The sequence below is a fragment of the Dyella sp. 2YAF14 genome (genome assembly GCF_052114725.1).
GTDB lineage: Bacteria > Pseudomonadota > Gammaproteobacteria > Xanthomonadales > Rhodanobacteraceae > Dyella.
In genome coordinates this window covers 169,998-193,986 of sequence record NZ_JBFRFH010000006.1, presented here as the reverse complement: position 1 = coordinate 193,986, position 23,989 = coordinate 169,998, and the positions used below count along the sequence as shown (strand labels likewise).

Genomic DNA, 23,989 nt, shown 5'->3' with positions numbered 1-23,989 from the left:
CCGCCCTTTGAGACTGTTCCCGGCCCGCGTTGCGCAAGGCCAGATGAGGTACCGGCCGGGGCCGGTACGTCAGGCAAAGATCAGAGCGTGGCCATGATCTCGCGCACGACCGGCGCGAGCTTGGGATCCTGCAAGGCCATGTGCATGGTGGCGCGGACCAGGCCGGCCTTGTTGCCGCAATCGAAGCGCGTGCCTTCGAAGCGGTACGCCAGCACATCGCCCTGCTCCTTGAGCAAGGCATCGATGGCGTCGGTCAGCTGGATTTCGCCACCGGCGCCGGGCGTGGTCTGCTCGAGCAACTGGAAAATGCGACCCGGCAGCACGTAGCGGCCGACCACGGCCAGGTTCGACGGCGCGTCGGCCGGCTTGGGCTTTTCCACCATGTGGCGAATCTTGGCGCTGCGCTCGTCCACCGGCGTGGCATCGACGATGCCGTACTTGTCGGTGTCGCTGTGCGGCACTTCTTCCACGGCGATCACGCCGGCGTTGGCCGACTGGGCGAGCTCGGCCATCTGGCGCAGCGCGCCCTTGCCCTTGTTCCAGATCAGGTCGTCCGGCAGCACCACGCCAAACGGCTCGTCGCCCACCACCGGCTTGGCGCACAGCACCGCATGCCCCAGACCGAGCGCTTCGGGCTGGGTCACGAAGATGGCGCGCACGTGCCTGGGCAAGGTGCCCTGCACCAGTGCGAGCAATTCGTCCTTGCCCTTTTCCTGCAGCTTCGCTTCCAGCTCGTAGGCCTTGTCGAAATAGTCCGCGATGGCGTGCTTGTAGCGGTTGGTGACGAAAATCAGCGTGTCCGCGCCAGCGTCCACCGCTTCATCGACGGCGTACTGGATCAACGGACGATCCAGCACCGGCAGCATTTCCTTGGCAACCACCTTGGTCGCGGGAAGAAAACGCGTGCCGAGACCGGCGACAGGAAACACGACCTTGCGCAACGGCTTACTCACTCACTTCTCTCCTGATTCATTACGACGCAGCGTCACCACGTTATCCATCTGCACCGAATCGCTCCAGCGGAACGACGGCAGCAGATTGGAGACGCATTGACGCAGCGTATCCTCGTCGTAAGCCACCACAGCGTCCGCTGCCTTGGCCATCTGCGTGTTGAGCAAATCCCATTTCACCGGACGGTATTGCGCAAGAAAGATCTTCACGTGCGTCGTCTCGATGTAATTCTCGAGCGGGTGGAACAGCTCCTCGAACAGCTTCTCACCGGAACGCAGACCGGTGTAGACGATGGGAATTTCCGTTCCCGGCTTGCGACCGGCCAGGCGGATCATCTGCTCGGCCAGATCGCGGATCTTGATCGGCTCACCCATGTCCAGCGCAAAGATCTCGCCGCCCTTGCCGATGCTGGCTGCCTGCAGGATCAGCTGGCAGGCCTCGGGGATGGTCATGAAGTAGCGGGAGATTTCCGGATGCGTGATGGTGAGCGGGCCGCCGTTGCGGATCTGCTCGCGGAACAGCGGCACCACCGAACCTGCCGAATCGAGCACATTGCCGAAGCGCACCGTGATGAAGTGCGTATTGGAATGCTCGTTGAGGTTCTGGCACCAGATTTCCGCCAGACGCTTGCAGGCGCCCATCACGCTGGTCGGGTTGACCGCCTTGTCGGTGGAAATCAGCACGAAGGCTTCCACCTGGTGGCGATCCGCCAGGTCGGCCACGTTGCGCGTGGCCAGCACATTGTTTCGGAACGCGGCGCGCAACTGGCCCTGCAACATCGGCACATGCTTGTAGGCCGCGGCGTGGAACACGACCTGCGGCTTGTATTCGCCGAACAGCTTGCGCATTGCGGCGACATCGCCGCAATCGGCGAGGACGCCTTCAAAGATCAGTTCCGGATACTCGGCGCGTAACTCCTGCGAAATCCGGTAGAGATTGAATTCGCAGTTGTCGACCACGCACAAGGCCTGCGCTCCCAGGCGCGCGACCTGGCGGCAGAGCTCCGAACCGATCGAACCGCCGCCGCCCGTCACCAGCACGCGGCGACCGGTAAGCGTGACGCGGATGGCCGTCCAATCGAGCTCCACGGTGTCGCGGCCGAGCAGATCCTCGATGGCGACTTCCTTGATCTCGTTGAAGTGCGCGCGACCGGAAACCACGTCTTCCAGCTTGGGCACGGTGCGATACGGCAGGCCACTGAGATCGCACAGCTCCACCACCCGGCGCATTTCCTGGGTGGTGGCGCCAGGCATGGCGATGAGCAGCATCTGTGCAGCCACTTCGCGTGCCAGCTCGGGAATCTGGTCGATGCGACCAAGCACCGGGCGACCATTGATGCTGGCGCCGCGCAGGCTTTCCTTGTCGTCGACGAAACCCACCACGGTGAAACCGTTGTCGCGATGCAGATCGCGCGAGAGCGCCTCGCCGGCGCGATCGGCACCCACGATAAGCACGCGCTGGGCCGGCTTGGCCTGGAACAGGTCGACCCGGCTGTCCTTCCAGAAGCGATACGCCAGGCGCGGTGTGCCGAGCAGGACCGACAGCACCACCGGGTACACCAGCAGCACCGAGCGCGGCACATCGGCAAGGCGGTTGTAGAGGATGAGCACGGCCGCGATGGCGAGCGCGCCGATGATCGCCGCACGCAGGATGTTCCACAGGTCCGGCAGGCTGGCAAAGCGCCACACGCCCTTGTACAGGCCGGTCCAGCTCAGGACCGCGCCCTGCACCAGCAGGACCAGCGGAAACTCCAGCGCGTGGAAGCTGATCGCCGCGTTGTCGATCATGGCGTAGCGCAGGGCCTTGGCGATCCACCATGCCAGCGCAGCCATCAGCAGGTCGTGGAGGACCACGGCCGTACGCGGATGAATGACACCGACCCAATTACGTAGCGACATGTCGACCCTTGTCCAAAACACGCCGCAGACTACGGCGCTTCATGAATATCCAGACGGCGGTCGCTATCAGGTAGGTACCGGTAAAGACCGGCACCGACCACGCTGGCCTGGCCCATGCGAGGAGCGCCAAGGGCGCTGCCACCAACACGTTCCAGGCCAGATAGCACGCCCCCCCCGTGGCATGCGTGAAACCACTGCGTACCATCCACTGGTACAGGTGTTCACGGTGTGCAGTGTACCAACGGCGGCCACTGACCATACGAGCCAACAGAGTAAGGCTAGCGTCCGCTACAAAAGATGAACTGAGGATCAAAGCAGGCCACAGTAAGTGCCAATCGACCCGCCAGAGCGTTGCGGTCAGGGCGAAAATCAGCAATCCCATGGTGCCGCTGCCCACATCTCCCATGAAAATGCGGGCCCGGGGCCGGTTGAAGACCCAAAAACCCAGGGCCGCCCCGGCCAGGCAGGCGCAGGCCGTCGCCAAGGCCAGTTGGGCGGCTGCAGAGGCCAACAGGGCCAATCCCACCCCGACGAAGATCACCTGCTGGGCCAGCAGGCCGTCGATGCCGTCCATGAAGTTGTGCAGGTTGATGCTCCAGCCGCCGGCGAGAACCAGCACCGGCACCCACCACCAGGACATCCCGGTGATCGCGAGCGCCATCGCCAACAAGCCAGCCGCCAACAGCTGGATGGCAAAGCGCGGCAGGATCGGCAGCGAGCGATGGTCGTCCCACCAACCCACCGCAGCGACCAGCAGCGTGGTCACGGCGAACGCTGCCACCACGACCGGCGGCAGTGCCACCGGCAGCATGATGAGGCTCAGCGGCATGGTCAGCAGCACCGCCACGACGATGCCGATGCCACCGCCACGAGGCGTGGGGACCGTATGGGAACGACGCTGCCCGGGCATGTCCATCATGCCGCGGCGATGCGCGTAGGCGATGGCGCCGCGGACGACCACCATCGCAATCACCAACGCGGCCAGCACCATCCCTAACGCCAGCGTAGCGGGAGTCATCCTTGCCTCATTCGTTGGCTACGCCGTGGATGGGACGGATCGTGCTCCAGTTCTTGCAGCTGGGGCATTGCCAGTGGTGCGCCTTGGCGCCGAAGCCGCAACGGCTGCAGCGATACATCGCCTGGCCCTCGAGCAGCTTCTTGGTGAGGTCGCGCAGGATCAGGAAGTTCTCGCGCGCCTCGCCTTCCATCTTGTCCATGGTGGCGTCGATCAAGGCCATCAGTCCGCGCACCGAGGGACGCTGGCGCAACTGGGAGGTGAGAAATTCAACAGCGGTGCGCTCACCGTCGCGCTGTTGATACAGGCGCGTCAGCGCGAGCACCGGCGAGATGCCGTGATAGCGCTCGAGGATGTCGCGCATGAAGTGCTCGGCATGCTCCATCTGCTGCGAGCGTGCATAGCTGTTGAGCAGCGGCGGCAGGATTTCCGGCACGAAGGCGATGTCCGCCTCGACGGCATGCTCATAGGCCTTGGCCGCTTCCGCGTGCTGACCTTCTTCGGCGTATAGACGTCCGGTCAGCATGAAGGCTCGCACGCAATCGGCCTGGCAGGCAAACGCCTGGCGCAGATATTCGCGCGCTTCCTGGCGGGCGCCGTGCTGTCGCGACTGTTCGGCCAGCTCGCAATAGAACTGGGCGATCATGTTCGCCTCGTCTTCGCCCGTCATCGCTTCCAGGCGGCGCGCATGCTCGATGGCCTTATGCCAGTCGCGCTCGTGCTGGTAGATCGCAATCAGGTGGCGCAGCGCGGACGGCGCATGCGCATCCATCGCCACCAGATCGGAGAACAGGGTTTCGGCGCGATCGAGCAGGCCGGCGCGCATATAGTCCTCGCCCAGCTCCAGCAGGGCGACGGTCTTCATGGCATCGGACAGACCCGGCCGCGAGACCAGATGCTGGTGCAGGCGGATCGCACGATCCACTTCACCACGACGGCGGAACAGATTGCCCAGCGCAAGATGGGTTTCCACCGTGTCGCGGTTGTATTCGGCCAGCTTGAGGAACACCTCGATGGCCTTGTCCTGCTCCTCGTTGAGCAGGTAGTTGAGGCCGCGGAAGTAGTCCGACGAAAGCTCGCTCACCTGCGCGCCTGAGCGCCGCACACCGGCCCGGCGGGCGGTCCACCAGCCACTGGCAAATGCTGCGGGTACGAGCAGGACGAGGACGTAGAGAAGCGCGCTCATGCACCAGCCGGAGAGGTTTTCGCCTTGCCATCCGCCGCGGCCGTCTTGCGGCGCAGGCGGCGATGGCGAGAACTGACGCCAAGCCAGGCGGTGAGTCCACCCAGCAGCCAGCCGATCACCAGCGCCAGCAACAGGGCGGCGCCTTTGGGCAGCTGCAGGCGGGCAAAGCCGAGGTCATAGGCGACCAGATCGGCATTGAGCGCGCCGACGACGATGCCGGCCGCAATGAAGAGGAGAAGAATCAGCGTAACGATCAGGCGCATACGGGGACTTTACCCGATTGCCGTGGAGCGGCACAGGCGGCTGTTCGGCCGACCTTCAGAATTGCGCCGCCGTTCGTTTTTTCCTGCTCCGTCCGCTGAAAAAAAGAAGGCAGGAACGGCTCATCGCCGTCCTGCCTTCCAAAGATCGTGGTGATTCCCGTCGAACGGGTGATCAATCCAGATTCAAGTTGACGCGCTCGCGCAATTCCTTGCCCGGCTTGAAATGCGGGACATGCTTGCCCGGCAGGGCTACGGCGTCGCCGGTCTTGGGATTGCGTCCCATACGCGGCGGGCGGTAGTGCAGCGCAAAGCTGCCGAAGCCTCGGACTTCGATGCGCTCGCCATTGGACAGGGCATGGCTCATCTGTTCGATCACGCTCTTGACCGCCAACTCCACGTCGGCGAACGCAAGGTGGGTCTGACGCCGTGCCAGCGCCTCAATCAATTCGGATTTGGTCATGGGTCCCCAATGTCCGTGACGTGTAACCGCGGGGCGACGTACCGCCGCCCCGCATTCCTGCTTTGCTTATTGCTTAGTCAGCCTTGTTGAGCTGCTCTTTGAGCAGCGCGCCAAGCTTGGTCGTGCCGCCGGAAGCGGACGAGTACTCAGCCATGGCATCGGCAACGTCTTCTTCGTCCTTGGCGCGGATCGACAGCTGCAGCTGGCGGCCCTTACGGTCCATGCCGGTGAACTTGGCTTCGACCTTGTCGCCAACCTTCAGATGCTGCGTGGCATCGTCGATGCGCTCCTTGGCGATGTCGTTGGCGCGAAGGTAACCCTCGACGCCCTCGCCCAGGTCGATCACGGCGCCCTTGGCATCCACTTCCTTGACGGTACCGTTGACGATGGTGCCGCGCGGGTTGGTAGCCATGAACTGACCGAACGGATCCTGCTCCATCTGCTTGATGCCGAGGGAGATGCGCTCGCGCTCCGGATCAACGGCCAGCACCACGGCTTCGATCTCGTCGCCCTTCTTGAAGTTGCGAACGAGGTCTTCGCCAGACGCCTGCCAGGAGATGTCGGACAGGTGAACCAGGCCGTCGATGCCGCCGTCCAGACCGATGAAGATGCCGAAGTCGGTGATCGACTTGATCTGACCGGACACCTTGTCGTTCTTCTTGTGCATCGCTGCGAAAGCTTCCCACGGGTTCGAGCGGGTCTGCTTGATACCCAGCGAGATGCGGCGACGCTCTTCATCCACGTCCAGGACCATGACCTCGGTCTCGTCACCGACCTGCACCACCTTGGCCGGGTTGACGTTCTTGTTGGTCCAATCCATTTCGGAAACGTGCACGAGGCCTTCCACGCCCGGCTCGATCTCAACGAAGCAACCGTAATCGGTGACGTTGGAGACCTTGCCGAACAGGCGGCTGCCGACCGGGTAGCGGCGAGCGATGGCGACCCACGGGTCGTCGCCCAGCTGCTTGAGGCCCAGCGACACGCGGTTGCGCTCGCGGTCGTACTTCAGCACGCGGACGTCCAGCTCGTCGCCGACGTTGACGACTTCGGACGGATGACGCACGCGCTTCCACGCCATGTCGGTGATGTGCAGCAGGCCGTCGATACCGCCCAGGTCCACGAACGCGCCGTAGTCGGTGAGGTTCTTGACGGTGCCCTTGACCACTGCGCCCTCGGTGAGGCGCTCAAGCAGCTTCTCGCGCTCTTCGGAGAACTCGGTCTCGACGACGGCGCGGCGGCTGACCACAACGTTGTTGCGCTTGCGGTCGAGCTTGATGATCTTGAACTCGAGGTCCTTGCCTTCCAGGTAAACCGGATCGCGGACCGGACGCACGTCGACCAGCGAGCCCGGCAGGAATGCGCGGACGTCCTTGATGTCGACGGTGAAACCACCCTTGACCTTGCCGGAAATCTTGCCGGTGATGGTCTCTTCCTTGTCGAAGGCCTGCTCGAGGTCGTCCCATACCATGGAACGCTTGGCCTTCTCACGGGAGAGCTTGGTCTCGCCGAAACCGTCTTCCAGGGCGTCGAGGGCAACCTTCACCTCGTCGCCTACCTGCACTTCCAGCTCTCCGCTCTCGTCCTTGAACTGCTCGATCGGGACGATGCCTTCGCTCTTCAGGCCAGCGTTGATCACGACGACGTCGTTGCGGATTTCCACAACGATACCCGTGACGATCGCGCCCGGCTTCAGCTTGGAGATAGCCTGTTGGCTCTGTTCAAACAGTTCGGCAAAACTTTCAGTCATGTTGATTCCAGAAATGAGAAAAGGCCTTAAGTCCTATGCGCGCCGTGGAATGAATAGCGCACAGACAGTCGGCCCACCGGTTATGGGTGTCGCCGGATCGCTCCGTTGGCACCGTTGACCAAGACCCCTGCCGCGGCAGGGGCGCCAAAAGCCGCCGGCAGCCCTGGTCAGGACTGCACGACAGCCAATACTTTCGCGACGACGACGTCGATGCCCATGCCGGTGGTATCGATGAAAACCGCATCGGCGGCCGGCTTAAGCGGCGCGACGGTTCGTGACGCATCACGTTCGTCGCGCGCCTCGATCTCGCGCTGAAGAGTGCCAAGTGTAACGCTCAGCCCCTTTTCCTTCAACTGCTTATAGCGCCTTTTCGCCCGCTCGGCGGCACTGGCGGTCAGAAACACCTTGAAGGGCGCCGAGGGGAAGATCACGGTACCCATGTCGCGACCGTCGGCAACCAGGCCCGGGGCCTTGCGAAAGCCCAGCTGCATCTCTACAAGTGCTTGACGTACCGAAGGAATCGAGGCGATGGCCGAGGCCGCCCCGCCAGCCGTTTCAGTCCGCAATTCATCCGTGGCATCGTGCCCGTTGACCATGATCCGGGTATCACTGCCATCGGTCGTCGCCACAAAGCGGATCTTGGTGGTCTGGGCGCAGCGGGTCACCGCCTCGGCGTCGGACAGGTCCAGCCCCTCCATGCCCGCCGCATAGCCCACCGCGCGGTACAGGGCGCCGGAGTCCAGCAGGCGCCAGCCCAGTTTCTCAGCGACCATGCGACTGATGGTGCCCTTGCCCGACCCCGAGGGTCCGTCGATGGTAAGTACGGGGACGGACTGCGATGAAGTCATGGGGGCTCCTGACGGCGACGAAAGAAAACGCATATGCTATCGCGTTGGTCCTCGCACGGAACGGGAGGATGTCCACTCGCCATCTCTTTCCGTCAGACCCTATGCAACTTCACACCATGACCGATCTGCGCCGCGAATTCGATCAGGCCGCCGAAGATATCCAGCGGCTTGGCCAGCGGCCGGACAACGACACCCTGCTCAAGCTCTATGCCTTGTACAAGCAAGGCTCCGAAGGCGATGTCCATGGCGACCCGCCGGGCTTCTTCGACTTCGTGGGTACCGCAAAGTACGAGGCCTGGGCCCATCTGCGCGGCGTTTCCGAAGAGGAAGCAATGCAGCGCTACATCGAGTTTGTGCAGGAACTCCTGAGCTAAGTCCCGCCCCGCATCGGGGCCGAACCCTTGTTGTATGCCCTCTCCGTCGGCTCCCAGTGAGCAGGCGATCGCGATGTTGTGCCCGCGCCTGGGGCACGAGGACATCGCCGGCCCTTGCTTTCAAACGCCTACCACAGGCACATTCATACGATCGTTTGAACCTCGTCGACGGTCCGCATGAACTTCCCACACCTGTTCTCCCCGCTCGACCTCGGGCACACCACCCTGCCCAATCGCATCCTGATGGGCTCGATGCATACCGGGCTGGAGGACAAATCCAGCGACTACGACAAGCTCGCCGCCTACTTCGCCGAGCGTGCGCGGGGCGGCGTCGGCCTGATGGTGACCGGCGGCATTGCGCCCAGCATCCAGGGATGGCTGAAGCCGTTCGGCGGCAGGCTGAGCATGCCGTGGCATGTCGCGCGCCACCGCAAGCTGACGCGGGCGGTGCATGGCGAAGGCGGCAAGCTGTGCATGCAGATACTGCATGCGGGGCGCTATGGCTATCACCCGCTTTCGGTCGCGCCATCAAAGATCAAATCCCCGATCACGCCGTTCACTCCGCGCGCGCTTTCCAGCCGCGGCGTTGAGCGCACTATCGGTGATTTCGTGGCTTGCGCGAAACTCGCCCAGGATGCCGGCTACGACGGCATCGAGGTGATGGGTTCGGAAGGCTATTTGATCAACCAGTTCCTGGCCTCGCATGCCAACCAGCGCAGCGATGCCTGGGGTGGCGATGCCGCCAGACGCATGCGTTTTCCCGTGGAAATCGTGCGCCGCACGCGCGAGGCGGTGGGTCGCGACTTCATCATCATCTATCGCCTGTCGATGCTGGACCTGGTGCAGAACGGCCAGGACTGGAGCGAGATCGTCACGCTCGCCAAGGCGATCGAAGCGGCCGGCGCCAGCATCATCAATACCGGCATCGGCTGGCACGAAGCCCGCGTGCCCACCATCGTCACCAGCGTGCCGCGCGCGGGCTTTGCGTGGGTCACCAAAAAGCTCAAGGGTGAAGTAGCAATTCCGCTGATCACCACCAACCGCATCAATATGCCGGAGGTGGCCGAGCGGGTTCTTGCCGACGGCGATGCGGACATGGTGTCGATGGCGCGCCCGTTGCTGGCCGACCCCGAGTGGGCGCTCAAGGCGAAGGTGGGACGCAGCGATCGCATCAACACGTGCATTGCGTGCAACCAGGCGTGTCTCGATCACGTCTTCAAGAATCAGCGCGCAAGTTGCCTGCTCAATCCGCGCGCCTGCCACGAAACCGAGTTGCGCATTGAGCCGACAAGTTTGCGCAAGAAGATTGCCGTGATCGGTGCCGGCCCCGCCGGCCTCGCCTGCGCGAGCACGCTGGCCGAACGCGGCCACGCGGTGACCTTGATCGACAAGGCCAGCGAAATCGGCGGCCAGTTCAACTACGCGAAGCGGATTCCCGGCAAAGAGGAATTCCACGAAACCCTGCGTTATTTCCGCCATCGCCTCGACGACGCCGGCGTGACGGTGAAACTTGGGCACGTCGCCAGCGCTGCCACGCTCGCCGCCGATGGCCACGATGAAGTGGTGGTCGCCACCGGCATCACGCCGCGTCATGTGCAGTTTCCCGGCAGCGATGACCCACGCGTGCTGAGCTACCTCGACGTGCTCGCGCGCAACAAGCCCGTGGGTCAACGTGTCGCCATCATCGGCGCCGGCGGCATTGGCTTCGACGTGGCCGAATTTCTGGTGGAACACGCGCCATCGGCCACGCTCGACGTCGCGCGCTGGACCCGCGAATGGGGCGTGGACATGCAGCTCGACAACCGCGGCGGCCTCGCCCCGGCCCATCCCGAAGCGCCGGCCCGCCAGCTATGGCTGCTGCAGCGCTCCGAAGGACGCCCCGGCGCCCGCCTCAACAAGACCACCGGCTGGGTGCATCGCGCCACGCTCAAGGCCAAGCGCGTCACCATGCTGGGCGGCGTGAGCTACGAGCGTTTCGACGACGCGGGCCTGCACATCAGGGTGGATGGGCAGCCACAGGTGCTGCCGGTGGACAACGTGATCGTCTGCGCCGGGCAGGAGCCGAATCGGTCGCTGGCGGATGCCCTGATGGCCGCTGGTGTCACCACCCATGTCATCGGCGGCGCCGATGTGGCTGCCGAGCTGGATGCCAAGCGCGCCATTGACCAGGGTACGAGGTTGGCCGCCACGCTTTGACCAAGCCTCAGTCCCCTGTGGGAGCGCACCCTGTGCGCGACTGGGGCGACCTCAGTCGCGCACAGGGTGCGCTCCCACAAGGGAGATGGTGAATCATGCCTCGGCCACAAACGACAACGCCCGGCCTTTCGGCCGGGCGCTGCGTCTGAAAAGAAAGCGCCCCGCTGGGCGACGCGTCGATGTGGGTCAGGGGGGAGGAAGACCAGACATCGCGGGGATAGCGTCGCAGCGGGGCGAGGGTCGCCGCCACCTGGGGGGAGGGGACGGTGGCGGGACGGAAGAAATAATATGATCGACGGGTTATAGAAACAAATATATATTTAGGCATCGACTTATACGAAAACCCTATTAAAGCCCTCCCATGTTCGACTTCAGACAGCTTCGTTACTTTGTAACGGTCGCCGAGGAGCTGAGCTTCACTCGCGCAGCCCAGCGGCTCTACATCTCCCAGCCACCTCTTTCCCAGCAGATACAAGCGCTTGAGAACGACTTGGGAGTGCGCCTGCTGGAACGGAACAAGCGCAACGTCGCGTTGACCGAATCCGGCAAGCTGTTCCTGGATCAGGCCAGACAGATCCTGGCCAAGGCCGAAGAGGCCCGCGCCCAGATGGCGGACGCCGCCACCGGCTTCAGCGGCAAGCTGCGGCTGGCCTATACGGTGTCGGTGACCTTCCACCCGGCCCTGCCCCAGACGTTGCTGCGCTACCGCAGCTTTGCCCCCCAGGTACGGCTGATCCTCAGCGAGATGTACACCGAGCAGCAGTACGCCGCCCTGCTGGCTGGCGAGGTGGACGTGGGCTTCGTGCGCGACGAACCCGAGCACCCCGGCATGGCCAAGCTTCTGCGGCTAGACGTGATCGACCGCGAACCTCTGCTGCTCGCCCTGCCCGCCAACCACCCGCTGGCCGACCGCGAAAGCATCTGGCTGCGCGAAGTGGCCATGGAGGCCTTCGTGGTCCAGCCTCGCGAACTGGCCGCCACGCTGTACGACCGCTTGGCGCAGATCGCCGCCAAGGCCAACTTCCACCCGCTGATCAGCCAGCAGGCGCAGCAGATCAATGGTCTGCTGGTGCTGGTGGCCGCCGGCATGGGGCTGGCCCTGGTGCCTGCCTCGATGCGCTCGGTCAGCCTGCCCGGCGTGAAATACCTGCGGCTGGAGGATCCCGATGCCTATATGCTGCTTGCCCTCGCCAGCCGGATCGACGAGCCCTCGCCAGTGGTCCGGCGCTTCCTGAGCGCCATGACCGAAGCAGATTGACCGCGACGACCGCCCGATCCGTCATGAACAGTCAATTGGCAGTCGATCCAAAGACTTGTGCGACTCCTGGAAACTGTTTACACTTGCCGTCTTGTATTTTTCTTTTAATAGTTTCAGGAGCTGGCCGTGAAGGTGCTTTCCTCTTTGAAGTCCGCCAAGGCGCGGCACCGTGACTGCAAGGTTGTGCGTCGTCGCGGCAAAGTGTTCGTGATCTGCAAGAGCAACCCGCGTTTCAAGGCTCGTCAGCGCTAATTGCTAGCTGCGATGAGTCTTAAGAAGAAGGGCCGCGAAAGCGGCCCTTTTTTGTTGCCTTGAGTTTGAACAGCGACCGGCCTTTCTGTAGGAGCGCACTTGTGCGCGACAACCCGGCGAAGCGTTGAGCTTCAGCGCTGCGGTCGCGCACAAGTGCGCTCCTACAAGGGATGGTTCCCCGCGAGATCAGGCGTAACGCACGCCCGTGATCTCGTAATGCTTCACACCATTGGGCGCGGTGAACTCGAAGCTGTCACCTTCGCTCTTGCCGATCAGCGCGCGCGCGATCGGTGAGGAGACGGCGATCAGGCGCTGCTTGATGTCGGCTTCCAGGTCGCCCACGATCTGATAGGTCACCGCTTCACCGCTGTCCTCGTCTTCCAGATCCACGGTGGCGCCGAACACCACGCGCGAACCGGCCGCAAGACGGCTGACGTCGATGACTTCGGCCGTCGACAGCAGCGCTTCCAAGGCCGCGATGCGGCCTTCGATGAAGCTCTGCTGCTCGCGTGCCGCGTGGTACTCCGCGTTCTCTTTCAGGTCGCCATGCGCGCGCGCCTCAGCGATGGCCGCGATGATATGCGGCCGATCGGTGGACTTCAGCTTTTCCAGCTCGCTACGAAGGCGCTCGGAGCCTGCCTTGGTAATGGGCGCACGACTCATGCTTTCAGTTCCTTGTGCAGTTCCTGCAGGCTGTGCACCGAGCCGTCGCCGTGATAATCCAGCGAATGCACCAGCGCGCGGGCGCCCGCGACCGTGGTGGAGTACGTGACGCGCTGCTGCAGGGCTTCACGTCGGATCGAGAACGAGTCGGCAATCGCCGCCTTGCCCTCGGTGGTGTTGACGATATAGACGATCTCGCCGTTCTTGATCAGGTCGACGATGTGCGGACGGCCTTCGATCACCTTGTTGATGCGCTCGCAGGCCACGCCATGCTCGGCCAGGTACTTGGCCGTGCCGTCAGTGGCGACCAGGCTGAAGCCGCGCTCCAGCACTTCGCGGGCGACCGGCAGCAGGCGATCCTTGTCGGCATCGCGCACCGATACGAACACCTTGCCCTTCGGCGGCGTCTTGATGCCGGCGGCATCGTGACCGCGCGCAAAGGCGGCGCCGAAGCTGCGGCCCACGCCCATCACCTCACCGGTGGAGCGCATTTCAGGACCGAGGATCGGATCCACGTTCTGGAACTTCAGGAACGGGAAGATCGCTTCCTTCACCGAGTAGTAGCTCGGGATCACTTCGCGCGTGGTGCCCTGCTCGATCAACGAGCGGCCGGCCATGGCGCGTGCGGCGATCTTGGCGAGCGGCACGCCGGTCGCCTTGGATACGAACGGCACGGTCCGCGAGGCGCGCGGGTTCACTTCGAGGATGAACACCGTATCGCCCTGGATGGCGAACTGCGTATTCATCAGGCCGATGACCTTCAGCTCCTTCGCCATCGCGGTGACCTGGCGGCGCATTTCATCCTGCACCTCCTGCGTCAGCGAGTACGGCGGCAGCGAGCAGGACGAGTCGCCCGAATGGACGCCGGCCTCTTCGATATGCTCCATGATGCCGCCGACCAGCACGTTGCCTTCGGCGTCGGCGATGATGTCCACGTCCACTTCGACCGCGTGATCGAGGAAGCGATCCAGCAGCACCGGCGAATCGTTGGAGACCTGCACGGCATCGCGGATGTAACGCGAAAGATCGGCATCGCTATAGACGATTTCCATCGCGCGGCCGCCCAGCACGTAGCTCGGACGCACCACCAGCGGGTAGCCGATTTCGCGTGCCGAGGCCAAAGCCTCTTCCGGCGTGCGCGCAGTGCGGTTCGGCGGCTGCTTCAGGCCGATCTTCTCGATCATCTGCTGGAAGCGCTCGCGATCCTCGGCCAGGTCGATGCTGTCGGGCGAAGTACCGATCACCGGTACGCCAGCCGCTTCCAGCGCACGTGCAAGCTTGAGCGGCGTCTGGCCACCGTACTGCACGATCACGCCCTTGGGCTTCTCCAGATCAACGATCTCCAGCACGTCCTCGAGCGTGAGCGGCTCGAAGTACAGGCGATCGGAGGTGTCGTAGTCGGTCGAAACCGTTTCCGGATTGCAGTTGACCATGATGGTTTCGAAACCATCCTCGCGTAGGGCGAGCGCTGCGTGCACGCAGCAGTAATCGAACTCGATACCTTGGCCGATGCGGTTCGGGCCGCCACCAAGCACGACGATCTTGTCGCGATTGGTCGGGTTGGCCTCGCACTCTTCCTCGTAGGTCGAGTACATGTAGGCCGTGGTGGTGGCGAACTCGGCGGCGCAGGAGTCCACGCGCTTGTACACCGGGCGCACGCCCAGCGTACGACGCAGATGGCGCATGGCCGCTTCATTGGTGTCGAGCAGTTCGGCCAGGCGCGCGTCGGAGAAGCCCATGCGCTTCAACTCGCGCATGCGCGCGGCGTCGAGCACGGTGATGCCCTGCGTCTGGACGTCCTTCTCGGTGAGCACGATGTCTTCGAACGCCGCCAGGAACCAGGGATCGACGCGGCTCAAACCGTACACGTCTTCCAGCGACAAGCCGGCGCGGAACGCATCGGCCAGATGGAACACGCGATCCGGACGCGGCTCGCGCAGTTCGCGCTTGAGTGCGTTGACGCCCTCTTCGGTGGTCAGATCCAGGCCGGTCGGGTTGAGGCCGGTCTTGCCGATTTCCAGGCCACGCAGCGCCTTCTGCAGCGATTCGTGGAAGGTGCGGCCCATCGCCATCACTTCGCCGACGGACTTCATCTGCGTGGTGAGGCGCGCGTCGGCCGAGGGGAACTTCTCGAACGCGAAGCGCGGAATCTTGGTGACGACGTAATCGATGCTCGGCTCGAACGAGGCCGGGGTGAGACCGCCGGTGATGTCGTTCTTGAGTTCGTCGAGCGTGTAGCCCACCGCCAGCTTCGCCGCGATCTTGGCGATCGGGAAACCGGTGGCCTTGGAAGCGAGCGCCGACGAACGCGACACGCGCGGATTCATCTCGATCACCACCACGCGGCCGTTCTCGGCATTGATGCCGAACTGCACGTTGGAGCCGCCGGTATCCACGCCGATCTTGCGCAGCACCGCGATGGATGCATCGCGCAGGCGCTGGTATTCCTTGTCGGTGAGCGTCTGCGCCGGCGCGACCGTAATCGAGTCGCCGGTGTGCACGCCCATCGGATCGAGGTTTTCGATCGAGCACACGATGATGCAGTTGTCCGCCTTGTCGCGGACCACTTCCATCTCGAATTCTTTCCAGCCGAGCACGGATTCCTCGACCAGCACTTCGCCCACCGGCGAAAGCTCGAGGCCGCGCTTGACGATCTCTTCGAATTCTTCGCGGTTGTACGCGATACCGCCACCGGAGCCGCCCAGCGTGAAGCTGGGGCGGATGATGGTGGGATAGCCCACCTTCGTCTGCGTGATCAGCGCCTGCTCGAAAGTACGAACCACTTCGGCCTTCGGGCACTCCAGGCCGATCTCGGCCATGGCGACGCGGAACAGCTCGCGGTCTTCGGCCATGCGGATGGCTTCGCGCGACGCGCCGATCAGTTCGACGTTGTACTTCTCGAGCACGCCGTGGTCGGCGAGATCCAGCGCGCAGTTGAGGCCAGTCTGGCCGCCCATCGTCGGCAGCACCGCATCGGGGCGCTCCTTGGCGATGATGCGTTCCACCGTCTGCCAGTTGATCGGCTCGATGTAGACGGCGTCGGCCGTCTCCGGGTCGGTCATGATGGTGGCGGGATTGGAGTTCACCAGGATGACGCGGTAACCCTCTTCCTTCAGCGCCTTGCAGGCCTGGGCGCCGGAGTAGTCGAACTCGCAGGCCTGGCCGATGACGATCGGACCGGCGCCGATGATGAGGATGCTCTTGATATCGGTGCGCTTAGCCATTCTTGCGGGCCTCCTGCATCAGGGCGGCAAAACGATCAAACAGGTAGCTCATCTCGTGCGGGCCGGGGCTCGCTTCCGGGTGACCCTGGAAGCAGAACGCCGGACGGTCGGTGAGCGCGAAGCCCTGCAGCGAGCCATCGAACAGCGAGGTATGGGTGACGCGCACGTTCGCCGGCAGCGTGGCCGGATCGACCGCGAAACCGTGGTTCTGCGAGGTGATCAGCACGCGGCCATCGTCCAGATCCTTCACCGGATGGTTCGCGCCGTGGTGGCCGAACTTCATCTTCAGCGTCTTGGCGCCCAGCGCCAGGCCCATGATCTGGTGACCCAGGCAGATGCCGAACAGCGGGATCTTCGCCTCTAGGAACTGCTTGGTGGCTTCCACGGCGTAGTCGCAGGCCGCCGGATCGCCGGGGCCGTTGGACAGGAACACGCCATCGGGCTTCATCGCCAGCACGTCGCCAGCCGGCGTCTGCGCAGGCACCACGGTGATGTCGCAACCCTGCTCGGCCAGCAGGCGCAGGATGTTGTACTTCACGCCGTAGTCGTAGGCCACGACCTTGAAGCGTTTGGACGGCTGGTTGAAGGCGGTGCGATCGAGGTCGTAGACGCCCTCGTTCCACTGGTAGGACTCGCCCACGCTGACCACCTTGGCCAGGTCCATGCCATTGAGGCCGGGGAAGGCGCGCGCCTTGGCAAGTGCGTCTTCGACGTCGATCTGCTCGCCGGCGACGATGCAGCCGTTCAAAGCGCCCTTGTCGCGCAGGATGCGGGTCAGGCGGCGCGTGTCGATGCCGGCCAGGGCCACGATGCCGTGGCGCTTGAGGTAATCGGTCAGGCTTTCGGTGCTGCGCCAGTTGCTGGCACGGCGCGGCACGTCGCGCACGATCAGGCCGGCGGCGTGGACCGAAGCGGACTCTTCGTCCTCGACGTTCACGCCGGTGTTGCCGATGTGCGGATAAGTCAGGGTGACAAGCTGTTTGGCGTACGAGGGATCGGTGAGGATCTCCTGGTAGCCGGTCATGGCGGTGTTGAAAACCACCTCGCCGACAGTTTCGCCAGTCGCGCCAACGGCGTAGCCGTGGAACACGCTGCCGTCTTCGAGGGCAAGCAGAGCGGGAATAGGCATCGGAGGACCGCCTTTTAGGTGCAGCAAGGTCCGCAAGCCGCACCAAAGCAGGCTTGAGGACCTTAGTCGAGGAATGTTGCAGGGCGGGTCGCAATGATAGGTGCAARCCCCCTTGGTGTCCACCAAAAACAGCTGAACGCCACCGGGAGAAAAGCCCTGCGGGCCCCTGTCCGGGCAGTACACTAGCGCGGTCTCACCCATGCTCGGACATCCATGAACTCAGTCGCGCTGCTCGATCCCGCCCGTCTTGACCGACCGGACACCGACATCAGGGCGGAGCCGTTCCCGTTCCTGATCGCGCACGGTCAGTTGCCGGACGAGGCGCGCGGCGACCTGGAGCGCGATTTTCCGCGCTATGCGAGCGCCGGTTTCTTCCCGTATGACGCCAGCGACTGCGGCCCCTCGATCAATGCACTGGTGAACCGCCTGAGCTCGGCCGAGTTCGCCCGCGCCATCGGCGAGCGCCTGGGGATCGAGAACCTGGGCCAGTACCCCACCCTCATCACGCTGTGCCGGTCGCTCAACAAGCGCCACGGGACCATCCATACGGACAGCAAGTCCAAGGTGGCCACGGCTCTGCTCTACCTCAACAACCTCTGGCCGGACACCAGCGACGGCTGTCTGCGCTTTCTGGGCAGTATCGACAGCATCGACAGCATGATCGCGCCGGAGCTCAAGCCGCTCTACGGCGAATTTGCGGTGTTCAAGCGCTGTGAGAATTCCTTCCACGGCCACCTGCCCTACGAGGGCGAGCGCCGCGTGATCCAGGTGGCCTGGCTCACCAGCGAAGAAGAAAAGCTGCGCAAGACCAAGCGCGGCAAATTTGCGCGCGCGTTCAAGAAGATCTTCGGCTCGCTTGATCGCAAGCTGGGCGCCGACCGCGATCGCAACGCCGCGCATCGCGACTGATCAGCGAGGGCGCACTCAGCGGTGCGCCCTGCCCCGGGTGCTTACAGCTGCGTCCCGTAGTGCCACGCGATATAGGCAGCAAACACGCCGTAGAGCAGCCCCACCGGCACCAGAGAGCGGGCATCCACGCGTCCGCGACGGAACAACTGCCACAGGTAGATGATGGCCACACCGGTGAGCACGCCCGCCACCATCAGCGGCGCATCGAACAGCCACGGCGTGGCAAATAGCGCCAGCGAGCTGGGGATGGTCGCCTGAATCATCATGGCGCCGGAGATATTGGCCAGCGCCAGGCGCTCCTTGCCCTGACGCACCCAGATCAGCGCATTCATGGTCTCAGGCAGCTCGGTGGCCACCGGGCTCAGCACCAGCGCCACCAGATGTGGCGAGAGATTGAGCGCAATGCCGATCGCTTCGATCTGTTTGACGAAGGTATGCGACGCGAAGGCAATGACGATCAGCGCCAGCGTGGTCTGCGCAATCACCCACCAGATCGACGGATCGATCGCCTTGGGCTGGAACTTCAGCGGCTCGAGTTCTTCTTCCTCAGGTGCGGTGTCGGAAGACTTCAACTCGCGCCACACGTACAAGCCATAGGCGGCCAGGAACAGCACACCGAGCCACGGCTTGAAGGCAAATGCGACCAGGCCAAGCGTGCACTTCACCACGAAGATCGCCAGGAACCACGACTGATCGCGCGCCAGGCGTCCGTGCGCCACACGCACTTGATGGTCGGCACGCTGCAGCTTGTGGCGATTCATCCACAGCGCCACGCCGACCACCGCGTACGCGATCGTCGCCAGCACCAAGGGGCCGCCGAGCGCGGCGCCCACGCCAATGTCTTTTTGCTCGGGCGTCTTGCCGAGGATCACCGCGACAAAGGTCACCGCGCTTTCCGGCAACGCCGTGCCGAAGGCCGCCAGCACGGTGCCTGTAGCCGTCGCGCCCAGGTTGAGCTTCTGGCCGAACCATTCCACGCCGTTGACGAAATATTCGCAGGCGAGATAGATCGCACCGGCCGAGAGCAGGAACAACAGGGCAATGAGCATGCTTTTTCCAAGGCCGGGCGAGCGGAAAACCATTGGCGCAGCGACGCGAGCTCGCCCGGCAGGGTGAGCGCGTCGCGGCCAAAGGTCTCGCCGGGCTGCCGGAACCAGAAGGAACCGGTGACCATCCACGCCATGAAGCCGAAGCTTCAAGTCTGTTGACGCGGATTCCTCTAGAAGCAACCGGAGGCCGGTTGCGTGGGGTGAGGATGGCTACTCCCCAATGACAACACACGGGATTTTAGAGGCCCCGCCGCCCCCAGGCAAGCGAGCGCCAGGAACGCGACGCGTTTTCGCGCCGCATCGGCTCAGCGCGAGGCCCGATCCGCCAGCATCGCATCGAGATCGTAATCGCCCGCTTCGCGACCGCTGAGCCAATGTGCAGCCTCAAGTGCGCCGCGGGCAAAGATCGAACGATCGGTGGCGCGATGGACCAGCTCCACACGTTCACCCTGTCCCATCAGCAACACTTCGTGCTCGCCGACGATATCGCCGCCGCGCACCACCGCGAAGCCGATGGTGCCCTGCTGACGCGGACCCACCCGCCCTTCGCGCGCGTACACCGCGCTCTCGCGCAGCGACGTGCCGCGTGCGGACGCTGCCGCCTCGCCCAGCGCGAGCGCCGTACCCGATGGCGCATCTTCCTTGCGGTTGTGGTGCGCCTCGATGATGTCCAGATCCCAATCCGGCAAGGCTGCAGCAGCCTGGCGCAGCAGTCGCGTAAGCACCGCCACGCCCAGGCTGAAGTTCGCCGAGCGCAGCAAGGCGATGCGGGCCGCCGAGGCGTTGAGGCGTTGCGCAAAGGTCGCGTCCAGGCCGGTGGTGCCGGTGACCAGCGCCACGCCATGCGATTCGCAATAGGTCAGCGCTTCGGCCAGACCCGCCGGGCCGCTGAAATCCACCACCACGTCCAGCGCATCGGCCGCCGGCCATTCATGCGTATAGGCCAGCGAGCCCTCGCATGCATCGACGGGCTGACCCAGCCTGGACGATTCGGGCGAGGCGATTGCAGCGACCAGCGCGAAGCGGGCATCGTCCTTCACCAAGGTCAGCAAGGCCTGTCCCATGCGGCCAGTGGCGCCATTGATGGCAAGGCGGACGGGCTGGGTCATAGATGGCTTCCTTTCTCGGGCACGACGGACATGAGAGGCGATGCTACCGCCTGCGGGCGCCCGCGTGCGTAGCCGCCGTCAACGGGGTTCCACAAAAAGCAAAGCCCCGGCGGGAGCCAGGGCTTTGTGGGCCGGCGGATCGCGTGAACTTACGAGGTGACGCGCGACCAGAACTGCTTGACGCCATCGACCCAGGTCTTGGCGCGCGGCGTGTGCTTGTCGGCCTCGCCATCGGCAAAGGTTGCCTCAAGCTGCTCGAACAGGTCGCGCTGCTGTTTGGTGAGACGCACCGGCGTTTCCACTACCACGCGGCAAATGAGATCACCGTTGCGAGTGCTGCGCACCGACTTCACGCCGCGGCCGCGCAGACGGAACATCTGGCCCGTCTGCGTTTCCGGCGGAATATTGATCGGCACTTCGCCTTCCAGCGTGGGCACCAGCAACTCCGCACCCAGCGCCGCCTGCGCAAAACGGATCGGCAGCTCGCAATGCAGATCATTGCCGTCACGCTGGAAGATGGCGTGATCGCGCACGCGCACTTCAACGTAAAGGTCACCGGCTTCGCCACCGGTCGGACCGGCTTCGCCCTGCCCGGTCAGGCGGATCCGATCGCCGTTGTCGACGCCGGCAGGAATGTTCACCGACAGCTGGCGAGTTTCTTCCAGACGGCCTTCGCCATCGCACTGCTTGCAGGGCTTCTCGATCGCCTGGCCGCTGCCGCCGCAATGCGGGCAGGCCTGCTGGATGGAGAAAATGCCGTTCTGCATGCGCACGCGGCCATGGCCTGCGCAGGTCTTGCAGGTCACCGTCTTGCCGTCGGCCGAACCGCTGCCGTTGCAGTGATGGCAATTGACCTGGGTGGGAATCTCGATCTTCTTCTCGACGCCGAAGACGGCTTCTTCCAGATCGAGCTCCATGATGTAGCGCAGGTCGGAGCCGCGACGCGAACGTCCGCGTCCGCCGCCACCGCCCATGCCGAAAATGTCGCCAAAGATATCGCCGAAGATGTCGCCCATGTCGCCAAAGCCACCGGCGCCGCCGCGACCGCCCATGCCGTGCTCGAACGCGGCATGGCCGTGCTGGTCATACATCGCGCGCTTCTGCGCGTCGGCCAGCACTTCGTAGGCCTCCTTGGCCTCTTTGAATTTCTCTTGCGCATGCGGATCGTCCGGACAACGGTCCGGGTGGTACTTCATCGCCAGTCGACGGAACGACTTCTTCAGTTCGACCTCGGTGACGGTACGTTCTACACCCAGGACTTCGTAGTAATCACGCTTGCTCATCGTTGCATCCGGCATGGACTGCTCTCTTACTCATGAATCGTAGGACCCATGTCTACTCAACAAACAGCCCGCGCCTAGGTGAACTCCCGGGCGCGGGCTGCGTCAGATCGGCAGCGCCGACCGGCCAATATTACTTTTTCTCGTCCTTGACTTCAGTGAACTCGGCATCGACCACGTCGTCGTGGCCGGCCGGGCCGCCCTGCTGCTGACCGCCCGCGTGTGCGCCGGCATCAGCCTGGGCACCGCCCTGGGCCGCGGCGTACAGCGCCTGGGCGACCTGCTCGAGCTTCTCGATCTTCGAATCGATGGCCGACTTGTCGTCGCTGTCCTTGACCTTTTCCAGATCCGACAAGGCGCCTTCGATCGTGCTCAGCTGATCGGCCGGCACCTTGCCGCCGTGCTCTTTGAGCGCGCTGCGGGTGGCGTGGACCAGCTGGTCGGCCTTGTTGCGGGTGCCGACGAGTTCGTGGAACTTCTTGTCTTCTTCCTTGTTGGCCTCGGCGTCGGCCACCATGCGGTTGATCTCTTCCTCGGACAGGCCCGAGCCGGCCTTGATCTCGATCTTCTGTTCCTTGCCGGTCTTCTTGTCCTTGGCCGAGACGTGCAGGATGCCGTTGGCGTCGATGTCGAAGGTGACCTCGATCTGCGGCATGCCGCGAGGTGCAGCGTCGATGCCCTGCAGGTCGAACTTGCCCAGCGACTTGTTGGCGCTGGCGCGCTCGCGCTCACCCTGCAGCACGTGCACGGTCACCGCGGTCTGGTTGTCGTCGGCGGTGGAGAACACCTGCGAGGCCTTGGTCGGCACGGTGGTGTTCTTCTCGATCAGCTTGGTCATCACGCCGCCCATCGTCTCGATGCCGAGCGACAGCGGGGTGACGTCCAGCAGCAGCACGTCCTTGACGGTGCCGCCCAGCACGCCGCCCTGGATCGCGGCGCCGACAGCGACGGCCTCGTCCGGGTTGACGTCCTTGCGCGGTTCCTTGCCGAAGAAGTCTTTCACCGACTCCTGCACCTTGGGCATGCGGGTCTGGCCACCGACGAGGATCACCTCATTGATGTCGGACACGCGCAGGCCGGCGTCATTCAACGCGGTGCGGCACGGCTCGATGGTGCGCTTGACCAGGTCTTCCACCAGCGCTTCGAGCTTGGCGCGGGTGAGCTTGATGTTGAGGTGCTTCGGACCGGAGGCGTCGGCCGTGATGTACGGCAGGTTCACTTCGGTCTGGTGGCTGGAGGACAGCTCGATCTTGGCGCGCTCGGCGGCGTCCTTCAGGCGCTGCAGCGCGAGCGGATCCTTGCGCAGGTCCATGCCCTGGTCTTTCTTGAATTCTTCGACGAGGTAGTCGATGACGCGCATGTCGAAGTCTTCGCCACCCAGGAAGGTGTCGCCATTGGTGGCCAGCACTTCGAACTGCTTCTCGCCGTCGACTTCGGCGATCTCGATGATGGACACGTCGAACGTGCCGCCGCCGAGGTCGTACACGGCGATCTTGCGGTCGCCGCCCTTCTTGTCCAGACCGTAGGCCAGTGCGGCGGCGGTCGGCTCGTTGATGATGCGCTTGACGTCCAGGCCCGCGATGCGGCCGGCGTCCTTGGTGGCCTGGCGCTGGCTGTCGTTGAAGTAGGCCGGCACGGTGATCACGGCTTCGGTCACCGGCTCGCCGAGATAGTCTTCGGCGGTCTTCTTCATCTTCATGAGGACCTTGGCCGAGATCTCCTGCGGAGCCATCTTGCGGCCATCAGCCGTTTCGACCCAGGCGTCGCCGTTTTCGTGCGCCACGATGCCGTAGGGCACGATGTGCAGGTCTTTCTGCACTTCCGCGTCGGTGAACTTGCGGCCGATCAGGCGCTTCACCGCGTAGAAGGTGTTCTTGGGGTTGGTCACGCTCTGGCGCTTGGCCGGCGCGCCCACCATGACTTCGTTGTCCTTGGTGAAAGCGACGATGGACGGCGTGGTGCGATCGCCTTCCGAGTTCTCGATGACCTTGGCGGTGGTGCCGTCCATCACGGCAACGCACGAGTTGGTCGTGCCCAGGTCGATACCGATGATTTTACCCATGTTGTTTACTCCCGAATTCTTTAAGCGACCCCTCGGCCGCAACTGTTTTGTCAGATGGGGTTTGCCGCGTGGCATCTCAATGCCGACAAGACCCCGGATGCCTTGCCACCGTTGCC

Annotated in this window: 20 protein-coding genes and 1 riboswitch; of the genes, 5 read left to right on the top strand and 15 right to left on the bottom strand. The window is 63.9% G+C overall.

All coding sequences use genetic code 11. The annotated features are described in order from the left end of the window. Nucleotides 1–80 precede the first annotated feature (80 nt). The 8 genes from galU to cmk all read right to left on the bottom strand — a co-directional run bounded on the left by galU (nt 81) and on the right by cmk (nt 8,368). On the bottom strand, nt 81–953 hold the full coding sequence (gene galU, locus AB4Y82_RS12085; RefSeq protein WP_441604149.1) for a UTP--glucose-1-phosphate uridylyltransferase GalU: 873 nt from the start codon (nt 951–953) through the stop codon (nt 81–83). Continuing rightward, nucleotides 954–2,849, bottom strand: a complete 1,896-nt coding sequence (locus AB4Y82_RS12080) for a polysaccharide biosynthesis protein (protein WP_441604148.1) — start codon at nt 2,847–2,849, stop codon at nt 954–956. It abuts the gene before it with no gap. Next, nucleotides 2,836–3,867, bottom strand: coding sequence for an MraY family glycosyltransferase (locus AB4Y82_RS12075; protein WP_441604147.1), 1,032 nt, complete (start codon nt 3,865–3,867; stop codon nt 2,836–2,838). The genes AB4Y82_RS12080 and AB4Y82_RS12075 overlap by 14 nt, the downstream gene beginning before the upstream one ends. Nucleotides 3,868–3,874: 7 nt before the next feature. Beyond that, on the bottom strand, nt 3,875–5,050 hold the full coding sequence (gene lapB, locus AB4Y82_RS12070; RefSeq protein ID WP_121880817.1) for a lipopolysaccharide assembly protein LapB: 1,176 nt from the start codon (nt 5,048–5,050) through the stop codon (nt 3,875–3,877). Then, a complete protein-coding gene (locus AB4Y82_RS12065; protein WP_441604146.1) occupies nt 5,047–5,313 on the bottom strand; it encodes a lipopolysaccharide assembly protein LapA domain-containing protein in 267 nt (88 codons plus the stop codon). The genes lapB and AB4Y82_RS12065 overlap by 4 nt, the downstream gene beginning before the upstream one ends. Nucleotides 5,314–5,485: 172 nt before the next feature. Further along, nucleotides 5,486–5,773 (bottom strand): integration host factor subunit beta, encoded by a 288-nt coding sequence (locus AB4Y82_RS12060; RefSeq protein WP_046973381.1) that lies wholly within the window; start codon nt 5,771–5,773, stop codon nt 5,486–5,488. Between the two features lie 73 nt (nt 5,774–5,846). Continuing rightward, nucleotides 5,847–7,520, bottom strand: coding sequence for a 30S ribosomal protein S1 (gene rpsA / locus AB4Y82_RS12055; protein WP_204636274.1), 1,674 nt, complete (start codon nt 7,518–7,520; stop codon nt 5,847–5,849). A 167-nt stretch (nt 7,521–7,687) separates the two neighbouring features. After that, the gene (gene cmk, locus AB4Y82_RS12050) at nt 7,688–8,368 is read right to left on the bottom strand and encodes a (d)CMP kinase (protein WP_441604145.1); all 681 of its coding nucleotides are present in this window, start codon (nt 8,366–8,368) and stop codon (nt 7,688–7,690) included. A gap of 116 nt (nt 8,369–8,484) precedes the next feature. Here cmk and AB4Y82_RS12045 point away from each other — a divergent pair, with 116 nt between their 5' ends. The 4 genes from AB4Y82_RS12045 (at nt 8,485) to ykgO (ending at nt 12,448) form a co-directional block, all read left to right on the top strand. Continuing rightward, nucleotides 8,485–8,742: an acyl-CoA-binding protein gene (locus AB4Y82_RS12045; RefSeq protein ID WP_046973383.1), complete on the top strand. Its 258-nt coding sequence runs from the start codon at nt 8,485–8,487 to the stop codon at nt 8,740–8,742. 177 nt (nt 8,743–8,919) lie between these two features. Further along, nucleotides 8,920–10,938 carry an FAD-dependent oxidoreductase gene (locus AB4Y82_RS12040; RefSeq protein WP_441604144.1) on the top strand — a complete coding sequence of 673 codons (2,019 nt, stop codon included), beginning with the start codon at nt 8,920–8,922 and terminating at the stop codon, nt 10,936–10,938. A gap of 361 nt (nt 10,939–11,299) precedes the next feature. Continuing rightward, nucleotides 11,300–12,196, top strand: a complete 897-nt coding sequence (locus AB4Y82_RS12035; protein WP_441604143.1) for a LysR substrate-binding domain-containing protein — start codon at nt 11,300–11,302, stop codon at nt 12,194–12,196. Nucleotides 12,197–12,322: 126 nt separating this feature from the next. Beyond that, nucleotides 12,323–12,448, top strand: coding sequence for a type B 50S ribosomal protein L36 (gene ykgO, locus AB4Y82_RS12030; protein WP_010342887.1), 126 nt, complete (start codon nt 12,323–12,325; stop codon nt 12,446–12,448). A 186-nt stretch (nt 12,449–12,634) separates the two neighbouring features. Here ykgO and greA read toward each other — a convergent pair whose 3' ends face one another. From greA to carA, 3 genes are read right to left on the bottom strand one after another with little or no spacing between them, the layout of a single operon-like run. Further along, on the bottom strand, nt 12,635–13,111 hold the full coding sequence (greA, locus tag AB4Y82_RS12025; protein WP_441604142.1) for a transcription elongation factor GreA: 477 nt from the start codon (nt 13,109–13,111) through the stop codon (nt 12,635–12,637). Next, on the bottom strand, nt 13,108–16,335 hold the full coding sequence (gene carB / locus AB4Y82_RS12020; RefSeq protein WP_441604141.1) for a carbamoyl-phosphate synthase large subunit: 3,228 nt from the start codon (nt 16,333–16,335) through the stop codon (nt 13,108–13,110). Before carB ends, greA begins: the two co-directional genes overlap by 4 nt. Further along, a complete protein-coding gene (gene carA, locus AB4Y82_RS12015) occupies nt 16,328–17,464 on the bottom strand; it encodes a glutamine-hydrolyzing carbamoyl-phosphate synthase small subunit (protein WP_441604140.1) in 1,137 nt (378 codons plus the stop codon). Before carA ends, carB begins: the two co-directional genes overlap by 8 nt. A gap of 213 nt (nt 17,465–17,677) precedes the next feature. Here carA and AB4Y82_RS12010 point away from each other — a divergent pair, with 213 nt between their 5' ends. Then, on the top strand, nt 17,678–18,373 hold the full coding sequence (locus tag AB4Y82_RS12010; protein ID WP_441604139.1) for a 2OG-Fe(II) oxygenase: 696 nt from the start codon (nt 17,678–17,680) through the stop codon (nt 18,371–18,373). A gap of 41 nt (nt 18,374–18,414) precedes the next feature. On the opposite strand, the gene AB4Y82_RS12005 is transcribed toward AB4Y82_RS12010, so the two are convergent. From AB4Y82_RS12005 to dnaK, 4 genes are all read right to left on the bottom strand, one after another. Then, nucleotides 18,415–19,422, bottom strand: a complete 1,008-nt coding sequence (locus AB4Y82_RS12005) for a sodium:calcium antiporter (protein WP_441604138.1) — start codon at nt 19,420–19,422, stop codon at nt 18,415–18,417. Between the two features lie 101 nt (nt 19,423–19,523). Then, a riboswitch (yybP-ykoY riboswitch) is annotated at nt 19,524–19,657 on the bottom strand. A 70-nt stretch (nt 19,658–19,727) separates the two neighbouring features. Beyond that, nucleotides 19,728–20,531, bottom strand: coding sequence for a 4-hydroxy-tetrahydrodipicolinate reductase (dapB, locus tag AB4Y82_RS12000; RefSeq protein ID WP_441604137.1), 804 nt, complete (start codon nt 20,529–20,531; stop codon nt 19,728–19,730). A 149-nt stretch (nt 20,532–20,680) separates the two neighbouring features. Then, nucleotides 20,681–21,814: a molecular chaperone DnaJ gene (gene dnaJ, locus AB4Y82_RS11995; protein ID WP_441604136.1), complete on the bottom strand. Its 1,134-nt coding sequence runs from the start codon at nt 21,812–21,814 to the stop codon at nt 20,681–20,683. Between the two features lie 130 nt (nt 21,815–21,944). Continuing rightward, nucleotides 21,945–23,873: a molecular chaperone DnaK gene (gene dnaK / locus AB4Y82_RS11990; protein ID WP_441604135.1), complete on the bottom strand. Its 1,929-nt coding sequence runs from the start codon at nt 23,871–23,873 to the stop codon at nt 21,945–21,947. Nucleotides 23,874–23,989 lie beyond the last annotated feature (116 nt).

Excerpts from the sequence above, each read along its gene's own strand:
- AB4Y82_RS12080 (WP_441604148.1), bottom strand. The coding sequence starts at position 2,849 with ATGTCGCTACGTAATTGGGTCGGTGTCATTCATCCGCGTACGGCCGTG.
- AB4Y82_RS12075 (WP_441604147.1), bottom strand. The coding sequence starts at position 3,867 with ATGACTCCCGCTACGCTGGCGTTAGGGATGGTGCTGGCCGCGTTGGTG.
- lapB (WP_121880817.1), bottom strand. The coding sequence starts at position 5,050 with ATGAGCGCGCTTCTCTACGTCCTCGTCCTGCTCGTACCCGCAGCATTT.
- AB4Y82_RS12065 (WP_441604146.1), bottom strand. The coding sequence starts at position 5,313 with ATGCGCCTGATCGTTACGCTGATTCTTCTCCTCTTCATTGCGGCCGGC.
- AB4Y82_RS12060 (WP_046973381.1), bottom strand. The coding sequence starts at position 5,773 with ATGACCAAATCCGAATTGATTGAGGCGCTGGCACGGCGTCAGACCCAC.
- rpsA (WP_204636274.1), bottom strand. The coding sequence starts at position 7,520 with ATGACTGAAAGTTTTGCCGAACTGTTTGAACAGAGCCAACAGGCTATC.
- cmk (WP_441604145.1), bottom strand. The coding sequence starts at position 8,368 with ATGACTTCATCGCAGTCCGTCCCCGTACTTACCATCGACGGACCCTCG.
- AB4Y82_RS12045 (WP_046973383.1), top strand. The coding sequence starts at position 8,485 with ATGACCGATCTGCGCCGCGAATTCGATCAGGCCGCCGAAGATATCCAG.
- AB4Y82_RS12040 (WP_441604144.1), top strand. The coding sequence starts at position 8,920 with ATGAACTTCCCACACCTGTTCTCCCCGCTCGACCTCGGGCACACCACC.
- AB4Y82_RS12035 (WP_441604143.1), top strand. The coding sequence starts at position 11,300 with ATGTTCGACTTCAGACAGCTTCGTTACTTTGTAACGGTCGCCGAGGAG.
- greA (WP_441604142.1), bottom strand. The coding sequence starts at position 13,111 with ATGAGTCGTGCGCCCATTACCAAGGCAGGCTCCGAGCGCCTTCGTAGC.
- carB (WP_441604141.1), bottom strand. The coding sequence starts at position 16,335 with ATGGCTAAGCGCACCGATATCAAGAGCATCCTCATCATCGGCGCCGGT.
- carA (WP_441604140.1), bottom strand. The coding sequence starts at position 17,464 with ATGCCTATTCCCGCTCTGCTTGCCCTCGAAGACGGCAGCGTGTTCCAC.
- AB4Y82_RS12010 (WP_441604139.1), top strand. The coding sequence starts at position 17,678 with ATGAACTCAGTCGCGCTGCTCGATCCCGCCCGTCTTGACCGACCGGAC.
- AB4Y82_RS12005 (WP_441604138.1), bottom strand. The coding sequence starts at position 19,422 with ATGCTCATTGCCCTGTTGTTCCTGCTCTCGGCCGGTGCGATCTATCTC.
- dapB (WP_441604137.1), bottom strand. The coding sequence starts at position 20,531 with ATGACCCAGCCCGTCCGCCTTGCCATCAATGGCGCCACTGGCCGCATG.
- dnaJ (WP_441604136.1), bottom strand. The coding sequence starts at position 21,814 with ATGAGCAAGCGTGATTACTACGAAGTCCTGGGTGTAGAACGTACCGTC.
- dnaK (WP_441604135.1), bottom strand. The coding sequence starts at position 23,873 with ATGGGTAAAATCATCGGTATCGACCTGGGCACGACCAACTCGTGCGTT.